We start from the raw sequence: 20,354 nt of genomic DNA, 5'->3' as shown, positions 1-20,354 counted from the left end.
CTCCTCGGATCCCGGTTATTCCCGGGGTGATGACTGCCATGCCGGGGCACTGTTCCGCGGATGCGGGGCGTTGAACTCATTGAGACGCTGACTCCGGAGGCGTCCCGATGAGGAGGTAACCCGCATGGCCGAGCCGATCTACACCGCTGTCGCGACCGCGCGAGGAGAAGGCCGCAACGGCGACGTGACGTCCTCGGACGGCGTGCTGGACGAGTCGCTGGCGATCCCCAAGGAAATGGGCGGTCCCGGCGGGGACAAAACGAATCCGGAGCAGCTGTTCGCCGCGGGCTACTCCGCGTGCTTCCTGAGCGCGCTGCAGGCCGTGGCCCGGCAGGCGAAGGTCGCGCTGCCGGCCGCGACGGTGACCGGTTCGGTCAGCGTGTTCAAGAAGGACGTCGGATTCCAGCTCGGCGTGCGGCTCGACGTGTCGCTGCCCGGGTTGGCGAAGGCCGACGCCGACCAGCTGGTCGAGCAGGCGCACCAGGTCTGCCCGTACTCCAACGCGACGCGCGGCAACATCGAGGTGGAGCTGACCACCACCGTCTGATTAGGCACCGTCTGGATCAAGACCGAGGAGGGACACCCGAGATGACCACTTCCCCCATCAAGAGCCCGCTTTCCGACGCGGACAAGGAGATCACCGGCAACGCGCTGCAGGCGACGCTGGCCGACCTGATCGACCTCTCGCTGATCGCGAAGCAGGCGCACTGGAACGTCGTGGGACAGAACTTCCGCAGCGCGCACCTGCAGCTCGACGAGCTGGTGTCGACCGCGCGGCAGTACGTCGACGAGGTGGCCGAGCGCGCCGCCGCCATCGGGATTTCGCCCAACGGCAAGGCGAAGACCGTGGTGGCGACCTCCGGTGCGCCGGAGTACCCGGACAACTGGCAGTCCGTCGAATCGACCATCGCCGCGATCGTCGACACCCTCGCGGCCCTGATCGAGCGGCTCCGCAAGCGCATCGACGAGACCGACAAGAGCGACCTCGTGACGCAGGATCTGCTGATCGAGATCACCCGCGCGCTGGAAGAGGCGCACTGGATGTGGCAGGCGCAGCAGGCCTGATCCGCTTCCGGGGAAGAAAAGCCGTCCGCCTCGCCGCGGACGGCTTTTCCGCATCCGGTGGTCGTTCCGGCCGCCCGGCAGTAGGTTCGCTGACATGGTGCTGCATCAGGGGAAACAAGATCGGGCAGACCGGAAGACCGGCACGAATCCGTTGTACGCGGGGAGCAATCCGGCGCTCGCCGCGAACTTCACGATGCCGCGCGACCGGCTGCGGGACGATTCGCTGCCGCCGGACACGGCACTGCAGCTGGTGCGCGACGAGCTGATGCTCGACGGCAACGCGCGGCTCAACCTCGCCACGTTCGTCACGACGTGGATGGAGCCGCAGGCGCGCGAGCTGATGGCCGAATGCGTCGACAAGAACATGATCGACAAGGACGAGTACCCGCAGACCGCGGAACTCGAGCGGCGCTGCGTCAACATCCTCGCCGATCTGTGGCACGCCCCGGATCCCGCGAACATCATGGGCTGCTCGACCACCGGCTCGTCCGAGGCCTGCATGCTCGCCGGCATGGCGTTGAAGCGGCGCTGGGCGAAGCTGGGCCGCAGCGGGAAGCCGAACCTGGTGATGGGCATCAACGTCCAGGTCTGCTGGGAAAAATTCTGCGAATACTGGGAAGTCGAACCGCGCCTGGTGCCGATGGAGGGCGACCGGTACCACCTGTCCGCGGAAGAAGCGGTGAAGCTCTGCGACGAGAACACCATCGGCGTCGTCGCGATCCTCGGTTCGACCTTCGACGGCAGCTACGAGCCGGTCGCCGAGATCGCGGCCGCCCTCGACGCGCTGCAGGAGCGGACCGGCTGGGACATCCCGGTGCACGTCGACGGCGCGTCCGGCGCGATGATCGCCCCGTTCCTCGACGAGGACCTGGAATGGGACTTCCGGCTGCCGCGCGTCGCGTCGATCAACACCTCCGGGCACAAATACGGCCTCGTGTACCCCGGCGTCGGCTGGGTGGTCTGGCGCGACAAGGCGGCGCTGCCGGAAGAGCTGGTGTTCAACGTCAACTACCTCGGCGGCGACATGCCGACCTTCGCGCTCAACTTCTCCCGCCCCGGCTCGGAAGTCGCCGCGCAGTACTACACCTTCGTCCGGCTGGGCCGCGAAGGTTTCCGGGTGGTGCAACAAGCTTCGCGCGACGTGGCGACGTACTTGGCCGACGAGATCTCCAAGCTGGAGCCGTTCGAGTTGCTCACCCGCGGCGACCAGCTGCCGGTATTCGCCTTCACCACCCGGTCGGACGTCAGTTCGTTCGATGTCTTCGACGTGTCCCGCCGCCTCCGCGAACGCGGCTGGCTCGTGCCCGCGTACACGTTCCCGGACAACCGCACCGACCTGGCAGTGCTGCGCATCGTCGTCCGCAACGGGTTCACGCACGACCTGGCCGACCTGCTGCTCGCCGACCTGAAGCGGATCCTGCCGGAGCTGAACCGCCAGCCCTCCCCGCAACACGACCCGGCCACATCGACGGCATTCCACCACTAACTGGCGAGTACTCCGCCTTCCTCCCCTCCGCCGCCCTCAACGGAGTGGCTTCGCCACGCAGTACTGTCCCTAGACATGGGCCTTGCCAAAGACGAACGCCAAGCGCTGAGCGACCTCTTCGAGCAGCTCGGCCCGGACGCCCCGACCCTGTGCGAGGGCTGGCAGACGCGGGATCTGGCCGCGCACCTGGTCGTGCGGGAGCATCGGCCGGACGCGATGCCGGGCATCGTGGTGCCCGCCCTCGCCGGGCACACGCAGAAGGTGCAAGACGGCGTCGCGGCGCGCGCGTGGGACGAGCTGGTAGCGACGGTCCGCCGCGGCCCGTCCCGCTTCTGGCCGACGTCGTTCGGCCCGGTGGACGAGGCGGCGAACGGTGCGGAGTTCCTGGTGCACCACGAGGATGTCCGCCGAGCCCAACCGGAGTGGACGCCACGGCCCGCCGACCCGTCCCGAGACGGTGCGGCCTGGCGGCTGGCGACGCGGACGGCGCAGCTGAACCTGCGCAAGTCCCCGGTCGGAGTGGTGCTCCGGACCCCCGACGGCAAGTCGGCCTCGGTGAAGTCGGGTGCGCCGGTGGTGACGGTGGTGGGCGAGCCGGTGGAACTGCTGCTGTTCGTCTTCGGCCGCGATGCGGTGCAGGTGGAGTTTGAGGGCGACGAGGCCGCGGTGGCGCGGTTGAAGGGCGCTAAGCGCGGGCTGTGAGCCGGGCCGTCCAGGAACCCCCTGGACGGCCCGAACCCTCAGCGCATTCCCAAAGCCCGCAGAGCGAAGTACACCTCGATGGACGTCTGCTTGATCGTCTCCGCGATCACCAGCGAGCCGTGCCCCGCGTCGTAGCGGTAGAACTCGTGCGGCGCGTTGCGCTTGGCAAGGCGGTCCAGGTAGTTCTCGATCTGCCGGATCGGGCATCGCGGGTCGTTGTCGCCGGCCAGGATCAGCACCGGGGCGGCGACCGCGTCCACGTACGTCAGCGGCGAGCATTCGCGGTACACCGCCGGTACGTCCTCCGGAGAGCCGCCGAACAGGGCGCGGTCGAACGAGCGCAGCTGTTCCATCTCGTCCTCGTACGCGGCCACGTAGTCGGCCACCGGAACGCCCGCGACCCCAGCGGCCCATCGGGTCGGCTGGGTGCCCAGCGCCAGCAGCGTCAAATAGCCGCCCCACGAAGCGCCGTTCACGACGCACTTGTCCTTATCGGACAGTCCACTTTCGACTGCCCAGTCGTGGACCGCCGCGACGTCTTCCAGTTCCGTCAGGCCCGGTCGGCCTTCGATGGCGTCCCGCCACGCCGAGCCGTAGCCGGTGGAGCCGCGGTAGTTCACCTCGACCACGGCGAATCCGGCGTCCAGCCACGTCGCGCGGTAGGCGGAGAACCGGTCCTCGTCGGCCGCGTGCGGGCCGCCGTGCAGGGAGAACACCGTCGGCAACGGGCCTTCGGGCGCGTTCTCGGGCCGGGAAACCAGCGCGTGGATCCGGCCGCCGACGCCCTCGACGAACGCGTCGGTGACCGGCGACGAACCGGGTGCGCGCTCGCCCGGCGGCGTCAGCAGCACGGAGTCCGTGCCGTCCGCCGCGCGGGCTCGGACCGCAGCCGGCTCCGCGGCGCTGGACCACGAGTACTCGATGGTGCCGTCCGGCCGCACGCCCGCGCCGCCGATCCGTCCGGCCGGAGTGTCCACAGCGGACAGTTCGCCGGTGTCGAGGTCGTAGCGGTACAACGAACTGCGTGCCTCGTGGAAGTGCACGACGAGCAAAGCGCGGGCGTCCGGATACCAGTCCGCGACGACCTCGCCGGGCAGATCAATCAGCAGTTCGGTCTCGGTGTCCGCCTGCACGTCCCACACCAGCAGTTCTTCGCGACCGCGGCGCTCGTGCAGGACGAGGAGGCGCTGGTCGCCGGGCAGCGGCGAGAATTCCAGCGCCTGCAAGCCTTTTCCTTCGCCGTCCCACTTCTCCGCGACGGTGGTGAACCCGTCGGTGGACAGCACTCGCAACGCCGGGTGCCGGGAATCGCCGTGTTCGGAATGGGAAATGGCGAGCAGGCTTTCGTCGCGGGACATCGACGCGATGCCGGCGTCGTCCGCGTGCTGGTAAAACCGCGTGGTTTCGCCGTCGATTTTCGCGAACAGCTCGCTGCCGTCGTCGGTCGAAACGCCGGCCGCGATGACTCGATGGCCGATCTCGAGGCCGGCCGGGTATCCGTCGTGAATATCGGGCAGTGCTTTGACGGCTGCGGAGCTGTCGCCGTCGAACGGCTGGCTGCGCCAGGATCCGAACTCGTCGCCGTCGGTGTCGTCGAACCACCAGATGGCGGTCCCGTCGGGCGAGGGCGTGGCGTGCAGGGTGCCGTTGGGCCGGTTGGTGACGCGTCGGTGACTGTCGGTGGCCCGGTCCCACGCGTAAACCTCCCATACGCCGCTGCCGTTGGAGACGTACACGTTGGCGTCCGGGGCGTCGCGGGCCCATTCGGGCACCGAGATGCGGGGCGCGTGGAACCGCGCCAGCCAGCGCTTTTCGGCTTCGGGGTCGTCGAACAGGCGGTCCGGGACCACCGCGGGCGGATTTTGGTTGCCTGACTGCGTGCTCACCCCTCGATCCTGCCACCTCTCACCCGTACTCTGTGCGGGGTGCTGGAGGGTTACGCGCCGGGCTATGCCCAAGACGCGCTGTCGATGATGAACACACGCACAGCGAGTGACCGCGCCGCGTTCGCCCAACCGCTCTTCACCCCAGGCTCCCGCGTCCTGGACCTAGGCTGCGGCCAAGGCTCCATCACCGCGACCCTGGCCCCCGCCTGTCACGTAATCGGCGTAGACATCCACCACCCGTTACTAGCCACGACGTCCACAGTGGACTACCTAACGGCAACCGCCTACGCCCTGCCGTTCAAAACCGCCTCAATAGACACAGTCTTCTCCCACGCCCTCTTCGAACACCTGACAAACCCCGCCGCCGCGCTAGCCGAAATCCGCCGAGTCCTCCGCCCGGGCGGCCATCTGGCAATCTCCACCTCAGACTGGAGCAGAGCCAAAATCCGCCCAAGAACCGCGAACGTAGACGCCGCCCTGCGCGGCCACTATCTCCTGCGCCGCGCCTGCGGCGGCGACCCTTTCAGCGGCCGCACAATCGCCGCGAAACTAGCCGCCGCGGGCTTCACGAACATCACCGAACGCACGCGCTACCGAGAAGATCTGACCTACCGAGCCCTGGCCACCTACGTGGAGTCCCGCCTGGCCACCGCCCTGTCGCAACCCCTGACCAAAGACCACGACCAACTAACCTCAGCCGCCCGCTCCGCCTGGTCCTGGACGAAATCCCCCGCCATCGGCGACTTCCACCAATGCTGGCAAGAACTAACCGCCACCCGCTAACCGCCGCACCTGCCGAGGGGTCAAGGCCGCACGACCACGACAACCGCAGCCGATGCACCTTCGGAGGCGCAGGGCCACACGACGCCCAACCGCAACCGATGCACCTTCGGGGGTCCAGGGGGCGAGCCCCCTGGCGGGGGCCTGGGGGTCCGACCCCCAGAGGAAATAACGAAGTGAGGGCTCCCAGTCTGCGCTTTTTGCAGACAGAGAGCCCTCACTCACCAGTCGGGGTGGCGGGATTTGAACCCACGACCTCCTCGACCCGAACGAGGCACGCTACCAAGCTGCGCCACACCCCGAGGTACTGCTTAGCGGGTCGGGAGTAAGTCTAGCGGACGGGTTTCGCGGCTTTACGCGGGGCTGGTTTGCGGGGGTCGGAGGTGCCGGATCCGCGCGGGACCAGCGTCAATAGGCTCGCTTCGGGCGGGCAGGCGAAGCGGGCGGGGGCGTAGGGGGAGGTGCCGAGTCCGGCGGAGACGTGGAGCCACATGCGGGCTCCCCAGCGGGAGGCGCCGCGGGCGCGGCTGCGGTCGAGTTCGCAGTTGGTGATGATGGCGCCGTAGCCGGGGATGCGGAGCTGTCCGCCGTGGGTGTGGCCGGCGAGGACGAGGTCGTAGCCGTCGGTGGCGAAGGTGTCGAGGACGCGGGGTTCGGGGGAGTGGGTGACGCCGATGCGGACGGCCGCGGCGGTGTCGGCGGGTCCGGCGATGTCGGAGTAGCGGTCGCGGTGGAGGTGGGGGTCGTCGACTCCGGCGGCGAAGACGGCGCGGCCGCCGACGTCGATGGTGCGGCGGACGTGGGTGAGGTCGACCCAGCCGTGTTCGAGGAAGGCGGCGCGGAGGTCGCGCCAGGGCAGCTGGGTGCCGTGGATGCGCTTCTTTTTGCCGCGGGGCATGAGGTAGCGCGCGGGGTTTTTGGGTTTGGGCGCGTAGTAGTCGTTGCTGCCGAAGACGAACAGCCCGGGCCGGTCCAGCAGCGGTCCGAGCGCGCGGAGCACGGAGGGGACTGCGGTGCGGTGGGACAGGTTGTCGCCGGTGTTGACGACGAGGTCCGGGTCGAGCTCGTCGAGCGCGGCGACCCAGCGCTGTTTGGCCTGGTGCCCGGGAAGCATGTGCAGGTCGGAGACGTGCAGGATGGTGAACGGCGGCGTGCCGGGCGCGAGCACGGGCAATTCGACGGTCCGCAGGGTGTAGCGACGGCGTTCGATGCCGACGGCGTAACCGAGGGTGGCGGCCCCGAGGGCGATGGTCCCCGCGGCCCACCGCTTCGCGGTGCCCCCGGGCGGACTGGAGTTACCGAGCGTGCTCACAGGGTCGAGGATACGTGTTCGATCGGGTCGTCCGCTGTGGCCGGTGCCGGATGGCGCAGGGCGAAGGTCTCCACGGCGTTCTCGCGACAGCCCGCACCGGGCGTCGTTGGATTGGATTGGACCAGTCCGACGGAGATGCGGAGCCTGCCGACGGGATTTATCTCTGTCGTGGCGGCGCTTCCGTGGCGTCGGATAAAGGGTGACGGGACAAGTGAAACGGGACGGGAGGTCGCGTCTCCCGTCCCGTTTTCACCGGATTCAGTTGGTGTACGCCGGATCCTCCGGCGGCAGTGGCACGACCGGCTGGCCGTCCATGATGTTCTTCATCGCACCGAACCACGTCTGCGCCGGTGTCTTGCCACCGAACATGTTTCCGGAGCCGCAGGTGGACACGTCGCCGACGCCGTTGTAGCAAAGACCGCCGCTGCCGCCTTCGGGACGGAACACCATGGCCGCACCGGCCATCTGCGGGGTTCCGGCCACGAAGGTCGCCGAGCCGTTGTTCTGCGTCGTACCCGTCTTGCCCACCAGCGGGCGGTTCCAGCCGACCGCTTCCGCGGCCTTGGCGGACGTGCCGCCGGGCTGGTCGTCCTTGCTCATGCCGACCGCCATGGTGTTCGCGAGGCCTTCCGGCACAACCTGCTCGCAAGCCGCTTCCTTGACCGGCACCGGCTTTCCGTCGCGGTCGGTCACCGAGGCCAGCGGCGTCGGCGGGCACCATTTGCCGCCGCTCAGGATGGTCGCGGCGACGTTCGCCAGTTCCAGGCCGCTCGTCGGGCTGAAGCCGAGCGTGAACGCACCGGTGCCCGGGTACTTGCCCTTGGGCCCGTAAGCCTGGGCCTGGGTCTGGTTCTTGCTCGACTCGGTCGACTTCGGGTCGACCTTGCCGCCGCCGGGGTTGCTCGCCATGGTCTCGCGCATACCGAGCTTCGTCGCCATGTCGATGGCGGGCCCGGTGCTGCCGAGCTTGTCCTCCAGCGCCACGAACGCGGTGTTCGGCGACGTCGCCAGTGCCATCTGCAGCGAAGCCGATTCGGGGTAGGAATCGGACGCGTTGCCCACGCAGTACCAGCGCGTGTTCGGCGCGCCGGTCGGCGGACAGTGCGGCTGGCTGCCGGTGAACACGTGCGAGACGTAGCTGTTGCCGACCGGGATGTTGCTGTAGATCCCGGCGATGTGCTGGTTCAGCACCGCCGCGGTGGTGAAGATCTTGTAGCTCGACCCCGCGCCGCCGGTGTTGAACACGCCGGACGGGAGCGCGTAGGTCGTCTGCCCTTGATCCGCGTCGATGCCGTAGTCCCGGTTCGCCGCGAGCGCCACCACTTCGTGCCGGTCCTTGCCCGGCCGGATCAGCGAAAGCGTGTTCGCGACGTTCTTCTGGGTTTTGCTCACCTGGGTTTCGGCCGAGACCTTCGCCTCGTGGTTGGCCTTTTCGTCCAGCGTGGTCTTGATCGTGTAGCCGCCGGTGTAGAGCTGGTCCTTCGACATCCCGGACTTGATCAGATAGTCCTCGACGTATTGGCAGAAGAAGCCGTTCTCGGGACCGGCCCCGGTGCAGTTGGACGGGGGCTTCGAGGGAGTGTCGGGCGTGACGCCGAGCGGCTCGGCCTTGAATTTCTCCGCGTCCGCCTTCGCCAGTTTCTGGTTGCTGACCATCCGGTCGAGCACCAGGTTGCGCCGTTTCGTCGCCTTGTCCGGGTGGTTCCACGGGTCGAGCACGATCGGGTTGTTCACGATGCCGGCGAGCAGCGCGGCCTGCGGGACGGTCAGGTTCTCCGGCGTGGTGTTGAAGTAGGCGTGCGCGGCCGCTCCGACCCCGTAGATCTTCCGGGAGAATTCCACGATGTTGAGATAACCGGCCAGGATCTGGTCCTTCGAGAGCTTCGTCTCGAGGTTGATCGCGATCCGGGCTTCCTTGAGCTTGCGCGACAGCGACTGCTCCTGCGCTTTCGCCTGGCCGTTCTTGTCGTTCCGGTAGACGACGTTGATCAGGTAGTTCTTCACGTACTGCTGCGTGATCGTCGAGGCGCCCTGCGTGTCCCCGCCCGCGGTGTTGGAGACGGCGGCGCGCAGCGTCCGGCCCCAGTTCACCCCGTGGTGCTCGTAGAACGCCTTGTCCTCCGCCGACAGCAGCGCCCACTTCAGCGCCGGGTTGATCTGGTCGGGGCGGACCGGGATGCGGTACTGGTCGTAGAGCGTCGCGATCGGCTTCCCGCCGGAGTCGGTGATCGTCGTCACCAGCGGCGGCGGGATGTCGGCGAGGTCGGAAGACGTCTTGTCGACCGTCTCGCTCGCCTGGTTGGACACGACCCCCGCGGCGCCCACCACCGGGAACATGATCCCGGCGACCAGCACCCCTGCCAGCAGGCACAGGCCGAGGAGCTTGAAAAGACCATCCGTTTTGCGCACGAAAGCCAGGGTACTGAAGGCCCGTGTCGCCTTTGTGACCTCACGCCCGCGCGCCCCTCTGACGAGCGATAACGGGACCCCGTGTCGTGACCTCAGGTAACGGAATGCATGCTAGGTCTCGACGGAGGGAACCGAGGGACCCTACAGTCCGTCAACGTCTCACGTAGATGCCGACAGACGGAGCAGCCCGGGTGGGAGCCTGGCTGGTCCGGACGGCGGCAGCGGCACCGGGGAGGTGCCGTCACCGACGTGCGGCGCAGTGGGAAACGCTCGCGGGGGTGGGAGCGGGAGCTTCGCCTTCGCTGGTGCCATACACCAGATGAGGGAGCTGGGGGTATGCAAACCAATCAGGTTGGCTGGCGGATCGACGCCTCGTGCCGGGACGCCGATCCCGACGGGTTGTTCGTGCGAGGCGCGGAACAGAACAGGGCGAAAGCCGTGTGCATGGGGTGCCCGGTCCGTACCGAATGCCTCGCCGAGGCGCTCGACGGCCGGATCAATTTCGGGGTCTGGGGCGGGATGACGGAACGGGAACGGCGTGCCCTGCTGCGCCGTCGTCCGGACGTGACCAGCTGGACTGACCTGCTCGAAGCGGCCAAGCGGGACGCGCTGGCCGCCGCCGCGGCGGGCTGAACCCGCGCGTGAGCGGCTGTGCTCCGGCGCAGCCGCTCACGACGCCAGCTTCGCTCCGATGTCGCGCAGGCCTTCGAGGTCGTGCACGTCGCCGGCGAGCGCGGGCACCCGGGTCAACGGCACTTCGGGATGCGCGCGGGTGAAACGCGCCAGCAGGCGGTTTTCCCGCTCGGCCAGCGCGACCCGGTCGGCGTGCAGCCGAAGCACGGCCTCGGCGAGCGGCGCGTTCTGCACCGACTCCGCGGCGGTCAGCGCTTCGGTCGCGGACAGCGGCGCGAGCACCGGATGCGTCCGGTTGGCGACCAAGCCGGCCAGCGGCATGGACTCTCCGGCCAGGCGCTCCACGAAGTAGGACGCCTCGCGCAGCGCGTCCGGCTCCGGCGCGGCCACCACGAGGAACGAGGTGCCCGACGACCGCAGCAGCTCGGCGGTTTTGCGCGCGCGTTCGCGGAAGCCGCCGAACATGCTGTCGAAGGCCTGCATGAACGCGGACGCGTCGGCCAGCAGCTGGCCGCCGATGATCGTCGAGACGGCCTTCGCGAACATCGAGAACCCGGCGCTGACCACCTTGCGCAGACCCCAGCCGCCGGCCTTCGCCGGACCGGTGAGCAGGCGGATCATCCGGCCGTCGAGCGCGGTGGACAGCCGGGTCGGCGCGTCGAGGAAGTCGAGCGCGGACCGGCTCGGCGGGGTGTCGACGATGATCAGATCCCATTCGTCGGTCGCCGCGAGTTGGCCGAGCTTTTCCATCGCCATGTACTCCTGCGTGCCGGAGAACGACGTGGAAATGGTCTGGTAGAAGGGGTTCTGCAGCAGCTGCTCGGCCCGTTCCGGGCCCGCGTGCACGCGCACCATGTCGTCGAACGTGCGGCGCATGTCGAGCATCATCGCCCAGAGTTCGCCCTTGGGCTCGAAGCCGTCGACCTGGACCTGCCTCGGGTGATTGCCCAGTTCGCGCAGTCCGAGCGCCTGCGCGAGCCGGCGCGCCGGGTCGATCGTGAGGACCACGGTCTGCCTGCCGCGTTCGGCGGCCCGCAGCGCGAGCGCCGCCGCGGTGGTGGTCTTGCCGACGCCGCCGGAACCGCAGCACACGATCACGCGGCTGGCCGGGTCGTCGAGGAGGGCGTCCACGTCGAGCGTCGGGTCGGCGGGCATCAGCGCACCCCCTGTTCCTGCAGCGTTTCGGCGAGTTCGTAGAGCGCGGCGACGTCGATGCCGTCGGTCAGGTCCGGCAGCTCCAGCGTCGGCAGGTCGGCCTCGGCGAGCTGTTCGCGGGCCCGCTGTTCGGCGGCGACGCGGACGGCGTGCTCGACGGTCTCCTCGACCAGCGCGTCGAGCGTCGCCTCGGGCAGGTTCAGCCCGGCCGAGGCGAGGCCGGAGCGCACCCGGTCGGCGTCCACCCGGCCGTCGGCGGCCGCGGTCACCGACCGCGCGGGCAGCCGCGGCGGGCGGACCCGGTTCACCAGCACCGCACCCGGCCGCAGGTCGGCTCCGTCGAGCTCAGCCACCGCTTCGACGGTCTCTCGCACCGGCATCTCCTCCAGCAGCGTGGTGAGGTGCACGGCGGTCTCGCCGGAATGCAGCAACCGGACGACGCCGTCGGCCTGGCCGCGGATCGGGCCGGTCTTGGCGAGGTCGGTGAGAGCCTTGGTGACGTCGAGGAACTTCACGACGCGCCCGGTCGGCGGCGCGTCGACCACGACCGCGTCGTAGGTGTGCCGGCCGTCGGACTCCGTGCGGCCGACGCATTCCTTGATCTTCCCGGTGAGCAGCACGTCGCGAAGGCCCGGCGCGAGCGTGGTGGCGAACTCGATCGCCCCCATCCGGCGCAGCGTCCGCCCGGCGAAACCGAGGTTGTAGAACATCTCGAAGTACTCGAGCAGCGCCGCTTCGACGTCGATGTGCAGCGCGCGCAGTTCGCCGCCGCCGGGGACCGACGCGATCCGCTGTTCCGCGTACGGCAGCGGTTCGGTGTCGAAGAGCTGTGCGATGCCCTGGCGGCCCTCGACCTCGATCAAGAGCACCCGGCGGCCGCCCGCGGCGAGCGCGAGACCCAGCGCCGCGGCGAGCGTGGTCTTGCCGGTTCCGCCCTTGCCGGTGACGAAGTGCAGCCGGGCCCTGGCGAGCTCGTCGGTCCAGCCGGCGGAGGGTGTGGTCACATGCTCAACACTAAACCGGTGCTCAGCTGGCCAGCATCATGACGCTGACCGCAGCGGCGACCGCCGCGACGACGATCCAGGTCACCAGGGGCGGCAGCACGGTCAGCGTGAGCACTGCCACCACGAGCAGCCCGGTGAGGGTGACCGCGCCGGCGATCGCCACCTGGCCCGAACTGTCGATCCGGTCCCGCGTCTTGGCCATCACGGCCAGCACGAGCGGCACCCCGGCCGCGGCGAGCAGCACGGTCGCGACGATCCGCCAGGTCTCCACGCGCCCACGCTAGCGAGCGACGATCGAATGTGAAGTGACCCACACTCGTCCGGTCCGGCCAGGCGCTCCCCTGGACGGGTGACGGGCTTTCGGCGGCGGCGGTCCGGAGGGGCCTTGCCCGCTTGGTTACGCTCCCGAGTCATGAGTGCGACCAAATGGGAGTACGCCACCGTCCCGCTGCTGATCCACGCTACTAAGCAGATTCTCGACCAGTGGGGCGAGGACGGCTGGGAGCTGGTGACCGTGCTGCCCAACCCGAGCGGCGAACAGCACGTCGCGTACCTGAAGCGGCCGAAGAGCTGAGGGGGCGGCGTTGACCTGGAGCGACCGGCTCGCCGAGCTCGGCATCGAACTGCCCGGAGTCGCCGCACCGCTGGCCGCGTACGTGCCGGCCGTGCGCACCGGCTCGCACGTCTACACCTCCGGCCAGCTGCCGTTCGTCGACGGCTCGCTCGCCGCGACCGGCAAGGTCGGCGGCGAGGTCAGCCCGGAGGAAGCCAAGGGCCACGCCCGCACGGCGACGCTCAACGCGCTCGCCGCGGTGCACGCCCTCGTCGGCATCGACTCTGTTGTCCGGATTGTCAAGGTGGTCGGTTTCGTCGCCTCCGCGGAGGGCTTCACCGGCCAGCCCGCGGTCGTGAACGGGGCGTCCGAACTCCTCGGCGAGATCTTCGGCGACGCCGGGGTGCACGCCCGGTCGGCCGTCGGCGTCGCGGAGCTTCCGATCGCGTCGCCGGTGGAGGTCGAACTGATCGTGGAGGTGAAGTGATGGACCCCGACATCGAACAGTCCCTGCACGAACTCCTGCTGCGGCTCGCCGGCCGCCTGCCGGACCAGCTGTTGTGGCGCTTCCGCGACTGGCTCGGCGAAGGCGCGATGGGGACGCTCGCGCGGACCCTGCCGAGGTCTTTGCTCAAGCACAGGATCGATTTGGACCAGGCGGAGTACCGCCTGCTCGTGGCCGGTCTGATCCCGCACGGCGCCGACTGGCACCAGGTGAGTTCCACCCTGGGGGTAGACGACGTCACCGAGACCAGGTACACATTCACGCAGAGTGCGCCCGAATGGGTGAACTCCGTCGACTCTGTGTCCGTCTTGCTCCACGCGACGTTGCGTGGACGCGCGGATGTGGGGGAAGTACGGCAGAGCTGGCGGCGCCTCGGTGCGGCCAGTGAGGGCGGGGCGAAGCGAGTCCTGCTGGTGACGGCGACCGCGGGACAGCCCCGGCTCACCGGTGAACTGCAGCGGGTGCTGCGGGTCATGGGGGACGAGGAACCCAGCGTCGAGGTCATCCCGCCGCGCTTCGACCTTCCCGGGTACCACCGGGCCGCGCTCGCCGAGTCCGAGCTGGTCTGCGTAGGCGCCGCGGGAGCCGGTCATCGACTTGTCGCCGCTTAACGCTCGTTGCCGCCAGGCGAGCTGGGAGGAGCAGAGCCATGGTGGAGGTTCACGACGGCCCGATGGACGGGTTCTCGGTGCCCCTGCGCCTGCATAACTTGTTGCTGGCCCTGGCGGGCCGCATCGACGACAGCGCGCTCACCGAAGCGCGCGAACTGATCGCCCGGGCCCACATCGACGAGGCGGTGGAACTCACCACCGGAACGTTGATCGCGGGCCGGATCGCGGTGAGCGAGGCCGAACAGCGCGAACTGGCGCTGGTGCTCGAGATGAGCCGGTCGGACGCGACGCTCGCCAACGACCTGCTGGTCACCGACCACGAGCCGATGCACACGCACCGGTTCACCGGCGACAACCAGCCCGAGTTCGGCCTCGCCGAGGCGCTCGACCGCACCCTGCAGGTACTGCCCGACGTGCGTTCCGTGCACGCGGTGTGGCGCAACACCCCGGCGGGCAGCGTGCCGGGCGCGCTTCCGCAGCGGGTCGTGCTGGTCGAACTGGGCCCGGAGGGCAACCCGCCCGCGGTCGCGTTCCGCGTCGACACCGCGCTGCGCCGGGCGGGCATCCGCTCGGTCGTCGAGGTGAGCGGCCCGGGGATCCCGCAGTCGGACTACCACCAGGCCGCGGGCGCTGTCGCGAGCCCGGTGTGGGTCACCGGCAGCACGCATTCCGCCCCGGACTACCGGCCGGAACCGACCCCGCAGCGCAGCGCCCCGGCGCCCGCTTCGGCCCCGGTTCCCGAACCGGCCTCGGAAGCGCCGAGCCGGCACGGGCACCGGCAGCCCGAACCGGAACCGGTCGCCGCCGCCGAGCCGGTGGTCCCGGTCGCGCCCGTGGTGCCGATCGTGCAGGCCGTGCCCGCCCAGCCGGTCTCGATGCCGGAGCCGGCGGCTGAGCCCGCCGCCGCGGAGCGTCCGCGGACGGCCGGGTCGGAGACGCGTGCCGAGCGCACGTCGGACCTGACTCCGTCCGAGGTGGCGCAGCTGCGGCGCGCGCTGGCCGAGGACCCGGAGAAGGGGCGCGAGATCGCCGCGGGCAAGCCGAGCATGCACGAGGTGGTCGAGCTGCCCGCGCTGGATCTGGACGACCCGAGCCTGTCCGAACGCGACCGCGCCCTGCTGCGCGAGCTGCACGAGGAACTGGCCGAACGCGAACGTGCCGAGGCCGCCCGGTTGCGGCTCAACGGCGCGTCCCGTTCCGGCGGGGATCAGCACTGGTCCTGACGCCACTGTGGTGTTCCGTGAAGGGCTCCTTGAGGGAATCTGATTCCCTCAAGGAGCCCTTCACGGCGTTCGGGCGACCGGACGCGGGGCTTTGGGCTGGCTCGGGCCGCGGTCGGTGAGGGCCATCCTGAGTCTGTGTAGGTCCCTCTCCCGGACTGTCGCGAGGTGACACAAGTAATCCGCGACGCGTACGGATTGCGAGGTATGTTGCCCGGGTGGAACGGCCGCGTGAATTCGTTTTCGACATCCCCGCCCGTCCCGGCATCGCGATCCGGGACAACGCGGATGGCCCGCCGGCGACCCCGAAGGACGCCGCCACGGTGATCCTGCTGCGGGACGCTCCGAGCGGCGTGGAGGTCTTCCTCCAGCACCGCGTCATGGGCATGGCGTTCGCCGGCGGGATGACTGTGTTTCCTGGCGGCGGGGTGGATCCGCGCGACGCCGATGCCTCGGTGGCATGGGCCGGGCCGCCGCCGTCGTGGTGGGCCGAGCAGTTCACCTGCGACGAAAGCCTCGCCCGCGCGCTCGTGTGCGCGGCGGTGCGCGAGACGTTCGAGGAGTCCGGTGTGCTGCTGGCCGGGACCGAGGACTCGGTGGTCGCCGACGTCGCGCCGTATCACGAAGCGCGAAAAGCCTTGGAATCAAGGGAAATATCGCTCGCTGGCTTTCTCGCGGACGCCGGGCTCACGTTGCGCGCGGACCTGCTGCACCCGTACGCGCACTGGGTCACGCCGCCGCAGGAACAGCGTCGATACGACACCCGCTTCTTCGTCGCGAAGCTGCCCGAAGGCCAGCGCGCGGACGGCGCGACGTCCGAAGCGGCCGCCGCTGGTTGGCAGCCGCCCGCCGAGGCAGTCGCGGACGCGCGCGAAGGCCGTCGCACGCTGATGCCGCCGACCTGGCTGACCCTCGTCGAACTCGCCGAGTTTTCCGAGGCCGACGCGGTGCTCGCGGAGCCGCGCGAGATCGTGAAGACCGTGCCGACCCTCGTCCGGGACGGCGAGAACATCCGCGTTGTCCTCGATACTTCGGAGTCCTGAGTGACCGCTCCTGCTTACGGCGTGCTGCGCCGTGTTTCCGAAACCGCGTCGGTGCTGTTGGAGAACAACCCGTCGACGATGACGTTGGAGGGCACCAACACCTGGGTGCTGCGCGGTGGTGACGCCGCCGGCGCCGTGGTCGTCGACCCCGGCTACCACGACCTGGAACACCTGGAAAAACTCGCCGCGGTCGGTCCGGTCGAGCTGATCCTGCTCACGCACCACCACCCGGACCACGCCGAAGGCGCACCGTGGTTCGCCTCGAAAACCGGTGCCCCGGTCCGGGCCTTCGACGCTTCCCTTTGCATCGACGCACCCCCCTTCGCCGACGGTGACGTCTTCAGCGCGGGCGGCCTGGACTTCCGCGTCCTGCACACCCCCGGCCACACCGACGATTCGGTGTCCCTGCTGGTCGGCGGCCAGATCCTGACCGGAGACACCATCCTCGGCCGAGGCACGACGGTGCTGCACGACCTGGGCGACTACCTGCGCTCGCTGCGCAAACTGATCGCGCTCCCGGACGGCACTCCCGGCCTCCCCGGCCACGGCCCGGAACTGCCGGATCTGCCCGCGACCGCGCAGGAGTATTTGGCGCACCGGGAACAGCGCCTGGACCAGGTGCGTTCCGCCTTGCGAACGCTCGGCGAAAACGCGACGCCGCGGCAGGTGGTCGAGGTCGTCTACGCCGACGTCGACCGCGCGCTGTGGGCCCCGGCCGAGGCGAGCGTGCGCGCACAACTGGAGTATCTACGGGCTTCATCGGAGGACGGACAATGAGCGACGTCGAGGTCGAGTTCTACTGGCGCCCAGGCTGCGGCTTCTGCTCAGCCCTGCGCCGCCCGCTGCTGGAAAGCGGCTTGCCGGTTCGGGAGATCAACATCTGGGAGGAACCGGGCGCGGCCGAGCGAGTGCGCGAGGTAGCGAACGGCAACGAAACGGTGCCCACGGTGATCGTGGGGTCGACCGCGCTGGTGAACCCGACGTTCGACGAGGTCAAGGCCGCGGTGGCAGCGGAGACGGCTGCCTGAGGACGGCCCTTCCCGGGCTTGGCGAGGGCGCTTTCCCGCCCGCAAGCCCGGGAGTTGCCTGGTAACGGGCGCGCTCAGACGACGGGTGCGGGCCGCGAGGTACCCGCTCAGCGGCAGGCTCGAGGTCGGCCGTCGCGAAGGGTGGCAGCCGCGAAGGGTGGCAGCCGCGCGCTGCCTTCCCCGCAACCCCGGCCAAGCCGCCGCGAGTTGGCAACGGCATGCGCTAGTTGGCCGTCGACCTTGCCTCGCCGCCGCGTTCGCTTGGCACTGGTCACCGGCGCAGCATTGGCATCAAGTAGTACATCAAGGCCACCTCCCGTCCGTCCTCGTCGGCCGGGGTCAGGACGCACGCCCGCAACCCTGGCTGGATTGCCAGGCGGACTCGTTCTCCGGAGAACGGGGCGAGAGCGTCCAGCAGATAGCGGGCGTGGAAGGACGGGGACGTCCGGCCGCCGCAAACGTTTGCTTTCAGGTGTTCTTCTGCTTCTCCGGTGTCTTGCCGGGCGCTGGCCAGGCGGAGGTGGGCGTCGCCGACTTCCAGGGTCAGGACTCGGCGGTCTTCGGAGTAGACGCCGACTCGGCGGATGGCGGCGGCCAGCTCGTCGGCGCTTACCTCGACCTCCGTGTCGATCGCATTGGACGGGATGGAGTCCGCGGACAGGAAGCCCGCGTCCAGGACCGCGGTGGTGACCGTGCCGCCGGGCCAGCTCAGGGCGAAGTGGCGGTCATCGGCGTGCAGTCCCATGGCGCCGGAGCCGTGGCGGGCGGCTTCGGTCAGGAGGGTCGCTGGGACCAGGACGTCGATGGGGTCCCGGACTTCTCGCAGCGGCAGACGGGCTACGGCCATGCGGTAGCGGTCGCAAGCAGTCAGGCAGAGTTCGCCGCCGATGGACTGCACTCGTACGCCGGTGAAGACCGGGAGCGGGTCGTCCTTCGCGGCGGTGCCCGCGACGGTGCGCAAGGCCGCTTCCAAGGCCAAACCGTCTACTTTGGACAGTAAGGGTGGCGGGGACGGATCGTGGAGCAGGTCGCGGTCCAGCAGGGGCAGGGCGAACCGGGCGCTGTCTGTCCGGATCGCGAGGCGGGTTCCTTCCACGACCAAGCGGACCTGGTCGACGTCCAGCATGCGGACCGTTTCGGCGAAAGGCGCTGCTGGGACTACGACTTCGCCGTCGAGGTGCGTGGTCGCGGGGCAGGACAGCTGGACGGCCAGGTCGCGATCGTTGCCGGACACGACGAGGCCGTCAGCGTTGGCCCGCAGGCGCAGGCGGGCTTGCTTTGAGAGGAGGCGGGCGGCGGCGGTCACGGCGGCTGCTAGCGGTCGGACGAAGGAAGTGAGATCCATGCCACGCAAAGTAGCGACGACCACCGACAAAAACGGCGACTGCGGCAGCTGAACTGGGAAAACGCCGGCAAATGGACACGGGCGGTGGTGGCAAAAGGCAGGGAGTCGAGCGGAGACGGGGGGTGGTAGCGAGAGGCAGGGAGCGAAGTGGACGCGGGCGGTGGTGGCAGACGGCAGAGAGCCGAGCGGGCGCGCGCGGGCGGTGGCGGCAAACGGCAGGGAGCAGACCGGCCACCGGCGGTGGTGGCGAGAAGCGCGGTCGTGCCAAGAAGCAAGGAGCGGAGGCCCCTAGTTCGCCGCCCCAACAAGATCAGCAACCACCGGCGAAGCAGCCCGCACGGTCCCCCGCATCAGCCACACCACCACGGCCAGCGCGACACCAGCCGCCCCGGCAGCCAGGAACGCCGAAGCTGTCCCGGAATGCTCGACCAGGTAGCCGCTCGCCGACTGGCCTGCCGCGAGTCCCAGCGTCACCGCCGTGAGGACCCACCCGAAGGCCTCGGCCGCGGTGCCGCGCGGCGCGACGACCTCGATGGCCGCGGAATGGGTCGTCGACTGCGGGGTGATCATCGCGCCGGCCAGCAGCATCAGCAGCGCCAAGGCCCATAGGCTCGACGGAAGCGCCAGCAGGGCGACCAAAGCACCGAAACCGCCGAGCAGAACCGGCAGGCGCAGGCCGAGCCGGCGCGGCCAGGGGTGCAGGCTGTAGGCCACCCCGAACGCCACCGAACTCAACGACCACGCGGACAGCAGCAGTCCGCTGAGCGAAGGGTGGCCGGATTCGGTCGCGGCGGCGGGCACGGCGACCTCCACGAAACCGATCACCACGCCGAAACCGAGCGCGGCCACGGCGAGCGTCCGCATTCCGGGGCTGGCCAGCGCGCCGAGCAGCGGCGTCTTCGCCTTCGGGGCCGGACCCCACGCGCGCACGGTCGGGTTCAGCGCGAACAGCACCGCGCCGGTGACCATCGTGATCGAACCGACGACCATGCCGGTGCCCGCCCACGGTGCGGTGATCAGCAGGCCCGCGATGCCGGGGCCGAGGATGAAGAACACCTCCATGCTGATCGCCTCGTAGGACAGCGCGGCGTTGCGCGCCGGTCCTTCCGGCAGGATTTTCGTCCACAGCGCCCGCGACGCGGAGCCCACCATCGGCTCCGCAAGCCCGGTCGCGGCGGCCAGCGGGATCAGCACGAACGTCGGCAGATGAGCCTCGATCGCGACCGCGAGCGAAGCCATCGACAGCGCGAACACGGCGGCGACGACCAGCAGCGGACGGCTCGGTCCGAACTGGTCGATCAGCCTGCCCTGCACGACCGCGCCCACCGAGACCCCGGCCAGCGAAGTCGCCGAGACCAGTCCGGCCGCGGCGAACGAGCCGGTTTCGCGCTGCACGTACAGGAGCGCGGAAATGCCGATCATCGCGATCGGGAGCCGGGCGAGGATCGACGCGATCACCGGGCCGCGCGAACCAGGGGCGGTCAGCGCGGCGCGGTAGTCGGCGAGCGTGGTGCGGCCTTCGGAGCGGGCAGACTGGGACACGCGTACTAGTATGACGAAATTGGTACGGAGGTACCAGTAATTTTGCGGTCGTCTTGGTCACGCCCGATCGGGTCA

At 69.6% G+C, this 20,354-nt stretch carries 21 protein-coding genes and 1 tRNA gene; 13 read left to right on the top strand and 9 right to left on the bottom strand.

The genetic code is table 11. The annotated features are described in order from the left end of the window. Positions 1-124 precede the first annotated feature (124 nt). The 4 genes from CU254_RS36880 to CU254_RS36865 all read left to right on the top strand — a co-directional run bounded on the left by CU254_RS36880 (position 125) and on the right by CU254_RS36865 (position 3,253). A complete protein-coding gene (locus CU254_RS36880) occupies positions 125-547 on the top strand; it encodes an organic hydroperoxide resistance protein (protein WP_009084505.1) in 423 nt (140 codons plus the stop codon). 41 nt (positions 548-588) lie between these two features. Further along, on the top strand, positions 589-1,065 hold the full coding sequence (locus tag CU254_RS36875) for a Dps family protein (protein ID WP_009084503.1): 477 nt from the start codon (positions 589-591) through the stop codon (positions 1,063-1,065). 94 nt (positions 1,066-1,159) lie between these two features. Continuing rightward, positions 1,160-2,551, top strand: a complete 1,392-nt coding sequence (locus CU254_RS36870) for a glutamate decarboxylase (RefSeq protein ID WP_009084501.1) — start codon at positions 1,160-1,162, stop codon at positions 2,549-2,551. Positions 2,552-2,626: 75 nt separating this feature from the next. Next, a complete protein-coding gene (locus CU254_RS36865; RefSeq protein WP_009084499.1) occupies positions 2,627-3,253 on the top strand; it encodes a TIGR03085 family metal-binding protein in 627 nt (208 codons plus the stop codon). 38 nt (positions 3,254-3,291) lie between these two features. Here the strand turns inward: CU254_RS36865 and CU254_RS36860 are convergent, their stop codons facing one another. Continuing rightward, positions 3,292-5,139, bottom strand: coding sequence for a prolyl oligopeptidase family serine peptidase (locus CU254_RS36860; protein ID WP_037716049.1), 1,848 nt, complete (start codon positions 5,137-5,139; stop codon positions 3,292-3,294). Positions 5,140-5,178: 39 nt separating this feature from the next. On the opposite strand from CU254_RS36860, the gene CU254_RS36855 reads away from it, so the two are divergent. After that, entirely contained in the window at positions 5,179-5,922 is a 744-nt protein-coding gene (locus CU254_RS36855) for a methyltransferase domain-containing protein (protein WP_037716047.1), read from the top strand. Positions 5,923-6,147: 225 nt separating this feature from the next. Here the strand turns inward: CU254_RS36855 and CU254_RS36850 are convergent. The 3 genes from CU254_RS36850 to CU254_RS36840 all read right to left on the bottom strand — a co-directional run bounded on the left by CU254_RS36850 (position 6,148) and on the right by CU254_RS36840 (position 9,640). After that, positions 6,148-6,221: transfer RNA gene (locus CU254_RS36850), tRNA-Pro, on the bottom strand. Positions 6,222-6,250: 29 nt separating this feature from the next. Continuing rightward, a complete protein-coding gene (locus CU254_RS36845; protein WP_009084493.1) occupies positions 6,251-7,231 on the bottom strand; it encodes a metallophosphoesterase in 981 nt (326 codons plus the stop codon). A gap of 258 nt (positions 7,232-7,489) precedes the next feature. Then, entirely contained in the window at positions 7,490-9,640 is a 2,151-nt protein-coding gene (locus CU254_RS36840) for a transglycosylase domain-containing protein (RefSeq protein ID WP_037716046.1), read from the bottom strand. A gap of 336 nt (positions 9,641-9,976) precedes the next feature. Between CU254_RS36840 and CU254_RS36835 the strand changes: the two genes are divergently transcribed. After that, a complete protein-coding gene (locus CU254_RS36835; protein WP_037716044.1) occupies positions 9,977-10,273 on the top strand; it encodes a WhiB family transcriptional regulator in 297 nt (98 codons plus the stop codon). 36 nt (positions 10,274-10,309) lie between these two features. Here the strand turns inward: CU254_RS36835 and CU254_RS36830 are convergent, their stop codons facing one another. Genes CU254_RS36830 through CU254_RS36820 form a run of 3 tightly spaced genes read right to left on the bottom strand, consistent with a single transcriptional unit; the run spans position 10,310 to position 12,703 of the window. Then, complete coding sequence (locus CU254_RS36830) at positions 10,310-11,428, bottom strand: ArsA family ATPase (protein WP_009084488.1); 1,119 nt, start codon at positions 11,426-11,428, stop codon at positions 10,310-10,312. Further along, positions 11,428-12,432 carry an ArsA-related P-loop ATPase gene (locus tag CU254_RS36825; protein WP_009084487.1) on the bottom strand — a complete coding sequence of 335 codons (1,005 nt, stop codon included), beginning with the start codon at positions 12,430-12,432 and terminating at the stop codon, positions 11,428-11,430. Before CU254_RS36825 ends, CU254_RS36830 begins: the two co-directional genes overlap by 1 nt. A gap of 22 nt (positions 12,433-12,454) precedes the next feature. After that, positions 12,455-12,703 (bottom strand): hypothetical protein, encoded by a 249-nt coding sequence (locus tag CU254_RS36820; RefSeq protein WP_009084485.1) that lies wholly within the window; start codon positions 12,701-12,703, stop codon positions 12,455-12,457. 141 nt (positions 12,704-12,844) lie between these two features. Between CU254_RS36820 and CU254_RS36815 the strand changes: the two genes are divergently transcribed. The 7 genes from CU254_RS36815 to CU254_RS36785 all read left to right on the top strand — a co-directional run bounded on the left by CU254_RS36815 (position 12,845) and on the right by CU254_RS36785 (position 17,392). Continuing rightward, on the top strand, positions 12,845-13,006 hold the full coding sequence (locus CU254_RS36815; protein ID WP_020664158.1) for a DUF4177 domain-containing protein: 162 nt from the start codon (positions 12,845-12,847) through the stop codon (positions 13,004-13,006). Between the two features lie 10 nt (positions 13,007-13,016). Next, positions 13,017-13,472 carry a RidA family protein gene (locus tag CU254_RS36810; protein ID WP_009084481.1) on the top strand — a complete coding sequence of 152 codons (456 nt, stop codon included), beginning with the start codon at positions 13,017-13,019 and terminating at the stop codon, positions 13,470-13,472. After that, positions 13,472-14,101: a hypothetical protein gene (locus CU254_RS36805; protein WP_037361427.1), complete on the top strand. Its 630-nt coding sequence runs from the start codon at positions 13,472-13,474 to the stop codon at positions 14,099-14,101. The genes CU254_RS36810 and CU254_RS36805 overlap by 1 nt, the downstream gene beginning before the upstream one ends. Before the next feature lie 38 nt (positions 14,102-14,139). After that, positions 14,140-15,324 carry a hypothetical protein gene (locus CU254_RS36800; RefSeq protein WP_009084477.1) on the top strand — a complete coding sequence of 395 codons (1,185 nt, stop codon included), beginning with the start codon at positions 14,140-14,142 and terminating at the stop codon, positions 15,322-15,324. A gap of 215 nt (positions 15,325-15,539) precedes the next feature. Continuing rightward, on the top strand, positions 15,540-16,364 hold the full coding sequence (locus CU254_RS36795) for an NUDIX domain-containing protein (protein ID WP_009084475.1): 825 nt from the start codon (positions 15,540-15,542) through the stop codon (positions 16,362-16,364). Continuing rightward, a complete protein-coding gene (locus CU254_RS36790) occupies positions 16,365-17,141 on the top strand; it encodes an MBL fold metallo-hydrolase (protein ID WP_009084473.1) in 777 nt (258 codons plus the stop codon). Next, positions 17,138-17,392 carry a glutaredoxin domain-containing protein gene (locus tag CU254_RS36785; RefSeq protein ID WP_037716041.1) on the top strand — a complete coding sequence of 85 codons (255 nt, stop codon included), beginning with the start codon at positions 17,138-17,140 and terminating at the stop codon, positions 17,390-17,392. The genes CU254_RS36790 and CU254_RS36785 overlap by 4 nt, the downstream gene beginning before the upstream one ends. Positions 17,393-17,663: 271 nt before the next feature. Here the strand turns inward: CU254_RS36785 and dnaN are convergent, their stop codons facing one another. Continuing rightward, a complete protein-coding gene (gene dnaN / locus CU254_RS36780; protein WP_037716038.1) occupies positions 17,664-18,737 on the bottom strand; it encodes a DNA polymerase III subunit beta in 1,074 nt (357 codons plus the stop codon). A 288-nt stretch (positions 18,738-19,025) separates the two neighbouring features. Next, entirely contained in the window at positions 19,026-20,279 is a 1,254-nt protein-coding gene (locus CU254_RS36775; protein ID WP_037716036.1) for an MFS transporter, read from the bottom strand. Positions 20,280-20,354: the final 75 nt, after the last annotated feature.

The organism is Amycolatopsis sp. AA4, from assembly GCF_002796545.1.
In the GTDB taxonomy this organism is placed as follows: domain Bacteria; phylum Actinomycetota; class Actinomycetes; order Mycobacteriales; family Pseudonocardiaceae; genus Amycolatopsis.
The sequence above is the reverse complement of the archived record's forward strand: the minus strand, read 5'-3'. Positions and strand labels throughout refer to the sequence as shown.

Excerpts from the sequence above, each read along its gene's own strand:
- CU254_RS36880 (WP_009084505.1), top strand. The coding sequence starts at position 125 with ATGGCCGAGCCGATCTACACCGCTGTCGCGACCGCGCGAGGAGAAGGC.
- CU254_RS36875 (WP_009084503.1), top strand. The coding sequence starts at position 589 with ATGACCACTTCCCCCATCAAGAGCCCGCTTTCCGACGCGGACAAGGAG.
- CU254_RS36870 (WP_009084501.1), top strand. The coding sequence starts at position 1,160 with ATGGTGCTGCATCAGGGGAAACAAGATCGGGCAGACCGGAAGACCGGC.
- CU254_RS36865 (WP_009084499.1), top strand. The coding sequence starts at position 2,627 with ATGGGCCTTGCCAAAGACGAACGCCAAGCGCTGAGCGACCTCTTCGAG.
- CU254_RS36835 (WP_037716044.1), top strand. The coding sequence starts at position 9,977 with ATGCAAACCAATCAGGTTGGCTGGCGGATCGACGCCTCGTGCCGGGAC.
- CU254_RS36830 (WP_009084488.1), bottom strand. The coding sequence starts at position 11,428 with ATGCCCGCCGACCCGACGCTCGACGTGGACGCCCTCCTCGACGACCCG.
- CU254_RS36815 (WP_020664158.1), top strand. The coding sequence starts at position 12,845 with ATGAGTGCGACCAAATGGGAGTACGCCACCGTCCCGCTGCTGATCCAC.
- CU254_RS36805 (WP_037361427.1), top strand. The coding sequence starts at position 13,472 with ATGGACCCCGACATCGAACAGTCCCTGCACGAACTCCTGCTGCGGCTC.
- CU254_RS36800 (WP_009084477.1), top strand. The coding sequence starts at position 14,140 with ATGGTGGAGGTTCACGACGGCCCGATGGACGGGTTCTCGGTGCCCCTG.
- CU254_RS36785 (WP_037716041.1), top strand. The coding sequence starts at position 17,138 with ATGAGCGACGTCGAGGTCGAGTTCTACTGGCGCCCAGGCTGCGGCTTC.
- dnaN (WP_037716038.1), bottom strand. The coding sequence starts at position 18,737 with ATGGATCTCACTTCCTTCGTCCGACCGCTAGCAGCCGCCGTGACCGCC.